This is a genomic window from Pseudarthrobacter linnaei (assembly GCF_055412825.1).
On record NZ_JBVAYX010000054.1, the window covers coordinates 1 to 6,029 of the forward strand.

Consider the following 6,029-nt stretch of genomic DNA (forward strand, 5'->3'; position numbering starts at 1 on the left):
CTCTACGCTTCCGGACACCCCGGGGAAGGCTCCGACCTGGCCAACCCGCTCGGGTTGATCAGATCCACCGACGCGGGTAAGACCTGGGAAACGCTCTCCCGTCAGGGCGAATCCGACTTCCACGCGCTCACCGCGACCAAATCCGGAATTGTCGGCTTCGACGGCGCACTGCGCACCAGCCCGGACGGGAAAAACTGGACCGCGGCGGCCGTGGATTTCGTCCCGGCCATCCTTGCCGGGAACCCCACCAGCGACACTGTCCTGGCAACCACCCCACAGGGGATCCACCGCTCAACGGACGGCGGTAAAACCTGGAACACGGTGGACTCCGGACCAGTGGTCCAGTTCGCCGCTTTCGCCAGCCCCGCCGAGGCGGTCGGAGTCGAACCCGACGGGACCGTCCACACCTCGGCAGATACCGGCGCGACCTGGACCCGAAAGGGCAAAATCGACGGCACGGTCCAGGCTGTCGCGGCAGTGAAAGGCCCGCAGGCCGACCCGTCGATCTGGGCCGCCACGGCCAGCGGGGTCGTCATCTCCACCGACGGCGGAGTCACGTTCCGTCCCGCCGACGCCTCCTAACCACACGAGCCCTGCAGGATCTGCGCCGAGGCCTACCACCGACGGTTGCGGTGCGTAGAAAACCGGCCCGAGTGGACCGGGACCTCGGACTCTAGCTGTCAGCCGAGGCCGCGCGAAGACTCGGAATAATTCTTTGAAGGGAAGGCACAAATCATGATGTGGGGTTACGGACAAGGCATGGGATGGATGTGGCTCTGGATTCCTCTGCTACTCATTGGGATCGCGCTGCTGGTGTTACTGGCCGTCAGAGTCTTTGGCGGCGGCGTCCGTAATGGATACGGACCTCCGGGCCCCCCGGGGCCAGGCGGGCCGCCGCCTGCCGGAGGGAGCAGGGCCCGCCAGATCCTCGACGAACGCTTTGCGAGAGGAGAACTCACCGCAGACCAATACCGCGAACACCTCAAAGTGCTCGGTGAGGGCCCGTAGTGAAGCCCATCAGCCGCCGCCAGGCGGTGCTGCTGGGAGGGCTCGGCATTGCGGGGACAGCGGCTGGCGGTGCCGGGCTGATCTGGACCCTGACCTCGCAGACGACTCCCGTTACGGGAGGCGAACTGACCCAGCCTCCGGAGGAACGGAGCACCAACGGCCAGCTGAAGGTACGGCTCGAAGCCGCACCCGGACAGATACTGCTGGCAGGCCGTCAGGCCGCGGCCCTTGGCTACAACGGCGGCATCCCCGGCCCGACACTGCGCGTACGCGCCGGGGACGTCCTGAAGATCGGGCTCGTCAACAAGCTGACCCAGGCCACCAACCTGCACGTGCACGGCCTCCACGTTTCCCCGGAGGGCAACGGGGACAACGTCTTCGTCTCGGTGGACCCCGGCGGCACCTTCGACTACGAATACAAACTTCCCGAGGACCATCCCCCGGGCGTGTACTGGTATCACCCCCACCACCACGGCATGGTCGCCGATCAGATCTTCGCCGGGCTCTTCGGAGCAATCATCGTCGAGGACCCTGAACCCATCGAGGCAAGTGCGGAACGGGTACTGGTCATTTCGGACACCACCCTGGACGGCCTGGGGAACATCCCGGAAGTCCCGGCAATGGAACGAATGATGGGCCGGGAGGGTGAACTGATCCTCGTCAACGGTCAAAGCAACCCGCAATTCAGCGCCCGCCCCGGACAACGCGAACGGTGGCGCATCATCAACACGTGCGTGTCCCGCTACCTCCGCCTACGACTCGATGGACAGCAGCTCCAGCTCCTCGGCATGGACTCCGGCCGCTTCCCGACACCCAAGAGCGTGGATGAACTTCTCCTGACGCCGGGAAACCGGGCGGACCTCCTCGTGACCACCACGGCCGGGGACTCCGTGCTGCGCGCGCTCTACCAGAGCCGGGGAAGCATGCCGGGAATGATGGGGACGGGGTCCGGAGCGCGCAACCCTGCAGATCAGCCGGACGGCGCCGCACTGGCCACCCTCCGGGTAGCCGGCGAACCGGTCGCAGCCCTGACGGCCGTGCCTGCTCAACAGGGGCTGGGCGACCTTCGGTCAGCCGCCGTCGCGGCCCGCCGTCAGATCGTCCTGGACGCCGGCATGGGCATCGGCATCGGCATGGGCGAAGGCGGGGGCGGGGGCGGGGGCGGGGGCATGATGCGTTTCACCATCAACGGCAGGGAGTTCAACGAGGCCAGGACAGACACAACGGTCGCGGCCGGGGATGTGGAGGAATGGACGCTGATCAACACCAGTCCCATGGATCACCCGTTCCACCTGCATGTCTGGCCGATGCAAATCATCGAGGAAAACGGCCAAGGGACGAACACCCCCATCTGGCAGGATGTGGTGAACGTACCCGCCAACGGCCGTGTGAAAGTCAGGGTGGCTTTCAAGGACTTCCGCGGCCGCTCGGCCTACCACTGCCACATCCTGGACCACGAGGACCTCGGCATGATGGGTGCCATCGAAGTCCGGTGAGAAGTCGCATCGGCCCACCCTGATGCCATCACTGCCTTCCACCGTTGGGAACAACCTCTGATGGAATCAACCGTGGGATGGGCTCAACGGAAAACTGCGATTCATCACCGGCGAGCCGCGAAGTGGGCCCAACTCAGACTGCAGAACCGGTCCCCACTCAAACCGCCATAAACAGGTAAAAATGTCAGTCTGAACGGAGCCCACCAGGACGGCCCGAACGGTATCCGCCTGAACGAAACATCGGACCGCAGACCCATCACAGCCCCGGTCCCGCTGGGCCGACGATGCCGAACCGCAGGAAGTCATGCCTGTCGCAAGAAGCCATCGTCCTCCGCAAGATCGGCACACGGCTCTTGAACGAATCCCGGTACCGTGATGCCGCGGGAGTGGGCGGACATATACCGAGCCACGCTGGTCCTCCCCGGCCCCTTCCTATTTCCCTAGCAAGGGCTCCCGGCGGTCCCTCTCGAGACATGAGCGGGTTTTCATCGAGGACCGTTTGTTGGCACGATCAGTCGTCGATCTATCGCCTTGGGGCTTGGGCAATGAAGGATGCCGGATCGACGGTCTGTCCGTCGACCATGACCTCGAAATGGAGATGGCAGCCCGTAGAGGCACCTGTCGTACCGACCCCAGCGATCTGCTGCCCCTGCGCCAGGACTTGCCTGACGGAAACACCGATGCTAGCCAAGTGGTTATAGGTGGTTTTCATACTATTCCCGTGGTCGATGACAATCCGGTTTCCTCCGCCATACGGACTCCAGCCGGCCTCGGTCACCGTACCGGCGCCGGCAGCGAAAACCGGCGTCGCGCACGCTCCGGTCAGATCGATACCTGTGTGCATTTCGCTGGCTGCCCCGGTGATGGGGCTGACCCTCAACCCGAAGGGGGAACTGACCTTCATCGATGCCAGCGGTGCCCGCAAGCCCTTCGGCCCGGCCGCTGTGGCAGCGTCCACACTTGAGCCCGCAGGGACTACAGGCGCCGGGACCGTTCCCGCGGGCCGTTCCCGCGCAGCCGGTGCAGGAGCGGGCTGGGAGGTCACTGCCGGCTTGTCGAAGATCAGGACCGCGCCGGGCGCTGCCGAGACGGCGGCTTCCACGGGGGAAGCTGCGGTTGCGGCGGCCCGGTCCTGGGACGTGGAATGGGCACCCGGATCCGCGTGGGCGGCCGAAAGTGCAGTGAGGGCAATCATCCCCGTCACGGCGGCCGCGACACCCAGTTGTTGGCTGCGGAGCCGGAATGTCGGCTCCTGTAAAAATGGAACGCGGCGGGGTTTGGAGTCGGGAACGGCACGGCGACGGCCGTGGCTGGGCTGGGCAGACAAGATAGTGGTCCTCTCGACGCCGGCGAAGTTAGCTGTCGGATTCGGACGAGTGGACTGTCCGGCCGCTCTGCGGGTCGCGTTCAACGCGCGGTCGCAGGGTCGGCTTCACCCCAGGCGCATCATGGCACACCGTAAGTGGGTCCTCCGCCCCCGCCTTGAAGAGATCAAAGGTCACTGACCGCCGGCGGGGTTTGGCGAAGCGGTCGTATCCATACCCGTTGAGGGTATGTTTCTTCAAGCGTAGCGAACGGTTCGCATAAGTTACAAATTCGTTATATTTGACCGGCGTCGATCACCGCAGGGAGCCAGCGCCCCGTGAGTCTGCGCTTGGGCGCCGGCTTTTGAACGCGCCTGATGGTTTGTAGCGGAAACAGTCGTATTTGGCAGGATTGACTCAGGGCTGCTTGGCGCGGACTGCTGTCGCGCGGACGTCGAAAAAGCCATGGCTACAAGCCGGTCCAACTGAGGAACGCCCACCGGACCAGCCGACCCGCCCGACGGCTCTCGCAAACGAAGGATTTCAAGAACAGGTTGATTTGAAAATCGCGGCGTTCCCAGCGAGCTGTTGCAAACGGGCATCTTTCTGCGGAAAACCGCCGTTGAGACGAAAACCCGAGCTCAGGGCCGGTCGTTCTCACAAATAGTTCTCAAAACGGTACAGTCGAACCAACGCACCGGACTGAGTTTTGAGAAGAGAACACCCCGTGACAGCACACCGCATCGGCTACGCCCGAGTCTCCACCCGGGACCAGAACCTGGGCTTGCAGATCGACGCCCTAAAGAAGGCCGGATGCGACAAAATCTACGAAGACACGATCAGCGGCACCAAGTCTCACCGCCCCGGACTCGACCAGGCGCTGGACACCCTGCGCGACGGTGACACCCTGGTGGTGTGGAAGCTAGACCGCCTGGGCCGGAGCGTGAAAGACCTCCTGGACTTCGCCGGCGGCCTAAACAACCGCGGGGTAGGCTTCGTCAGCCTCACCGACGCGATCGATACCACCACGGCTTCCGGGCGCTTTTTCTTCAACGTGATGGCATCCCTGGCCCAGATGGAACGGGAGCTCATGGTCGAACGCACCCAAGCCGGGCTGCTGGCCGCGCGCGAACAGGGACGGGTCGGCGGCCGCAAACGCATCATGACGGAAGCCAAGATCCGCTCAGCCCGCAAACTACTCAACCAGGGAACACCGCCCCGGGAAGTGGCCACGAGCCTCGGCGTCTCCGTCCCGACGCTCTACCGGTGGGTCCCGGCAGCAGGCGCGACGGCGCCTTCGACGCAATAGTCGCTGCTGTTTGGTGCAGGCGACTTCTGAAAAGTGACGGTTGGTGCAGAGGACTATTGAGCGGAATGCAATTCCGTGCAGGGGACTTGTGACATCTCCATGTCCGTACTCGCCTGCACTACCCCGGAATTCCGCGGGAGCGAGTGCAGACGACTTCTGAAAACGACATCCTCGGTGGTCCTAACGCGCCCCGACAAGCCGCACCACCGTCTCAGTAATCGATCGTATTTGAGATACTTGGGGAGACGACCCGACCGACAGACGGCCGGATCAGCCAGACAAGAGTGCCAGAGTCTTCAGGCCACCAACTGGGGATACTCATCTCGGGTCGGTAATCATCCAGCTAATAGCTGGCAGCCCTCTGTTCTGTAAGGCTGATGAACTGGGTATTCTCATTGGCAAATAGGTTGTAGACCCTCTGAAGAACCGGTCGCCCTGGCAGATCCCTGGCTAGGAAGGCCAACACGTCCTCCCCCAACTCGATCACGTACTCGCCGCAGAGTTCAACGACGAAGGGAATTAAGCCTCGGCGGTGGCGACGTCGACACGACAACACACATGGGGTCGATGCTGTTCACGGTCATGGCCGCTCTCGCGCAAATAGATCACGAGATCAAGCGCGAACGCGTCACCGACTCCCTCAGCAAACGCAGAGAAGCTGGGAAGGACCTTGGCGGCCGACCCCGCCGGGTCACCGACGTCGAAACCCAGAACTTGCCGGCGCCCGTCCGCGGCCACGCCGAAGGCGACCACGATCCCCTGCGACACGACGCGGTGCCCGATGCGGGCCTTGCAGTAGATGGCGTCGAGGAACACATATGGGTGTGGGCTGCCGCGGAGATCTCGGACAGTGGGCCCCCTTAAAATGGGGGTCTACCGAAAGTAGAGATCAGCATGACCGCATCACGGAAG

At 63.8% G+C, this 6,029-nt stretch carries 5 protein-coding genes, 1 pseudogene and 1 riboswitch; of the genes and pseudogenes, 4 read left to right on the forward strand and 2 right to left on the reverse strand.

Annotated features, from left to right (window positions below; translation table 11 throughout):
- From ACZYZ3_RS20280 to ACZYZ3_RS20290, 3 genes are all read left to right on the forward strand, one after another.
- Positions 1–582 (forward strand): F510_1955 family glycosylhydrolase (locus ACZYZ3_RS20280; RefSeq protein ID WP_463965572.1); only part of this gene is annotated, 582 nt, incomplete at its 5' end.
- A gap of 153 nt (positions 583–735) precedes the next feature.
- Complete coding sequence (locus ACZYZ3_RS20285; RefSeq protein WP_463965570.1) at positions 736–1,008, forward strand: SHOCT domain-containing protein; 273 nt, start codon at positions 736–738, stop codon at positions 1,006–1,008.
- The gene (locus tag ACZYZ3_RS20290) at positions 1,008–2,504 is read left to right on the forward strand and encodes a multicopper oxidase family protein (protein WP_463965573.1); all 1,497 of its coding nucleotides are present in this window, start codon (positions 1,008–1,010) and stop codon (positions 2,502–2,504) included. The genes ACZYZ3_RS20285 and ACZYZ3_RS20290 overlap by 1 nt, the downstream gene beginning before the upstream one ends.
- A gap of 523 nt (positions 2,505–3,027) precedes the next feature.
- On the opposite strand, the gene ACZYZ3_RS20295 is transcribed toward ACZYZ3_RS20290, so the two are convergent.
- Positions 3,028–3,699: a M23 family metallopeptidase gene (locus ACZYZ3_RS20295; RefSeq protein WP_463965574.1), complete on the reverse strand. Its 672-nt coding sequence runs from the start codon at positions 3,697–3,699 to the stop codon at positions 3,028–3,030.
- A 137-nt stretch (positions 3,700–3,836) separates the two neighbouring features.
- Positions 3,837–4,011, reverse strand: a riboswitch (cyclic di-AMP (ydaO/yuaA leader).
- A gap of 524 nt (positions 4,012–4,535) precedes the next feature.
- Here ACZYZ3_RS20295 and ACZYZ3_RS20300 point away from each other — a divergent pair.
- Positions 4,536–5,117 carry a recombinase family protein gene (locus tag ACZYZ3_RS20300; protein WP_463965575.1) on the forward strand — a complete coding sequence of 194 codons (582 nt, stop codon included), beginning with the start codon at positions 4,536–4,538 and terminating at the stop codon, positions 5,115–5,117.
- Positions 5,118–5,807: 690 nt separating this feature from the next.
- Here the strand turns inward: ACZYZ3_RS20300 and ACZYZ3_RS20305 are convergent.
- Positions 5,808–5,942: pseudogene (locus ACZYZ3_RS20305) on the reverse strand (transposase); the annotation flags it as partial.
- Positions 5,943–6,029: the final 87 nt, after the last annotated feature.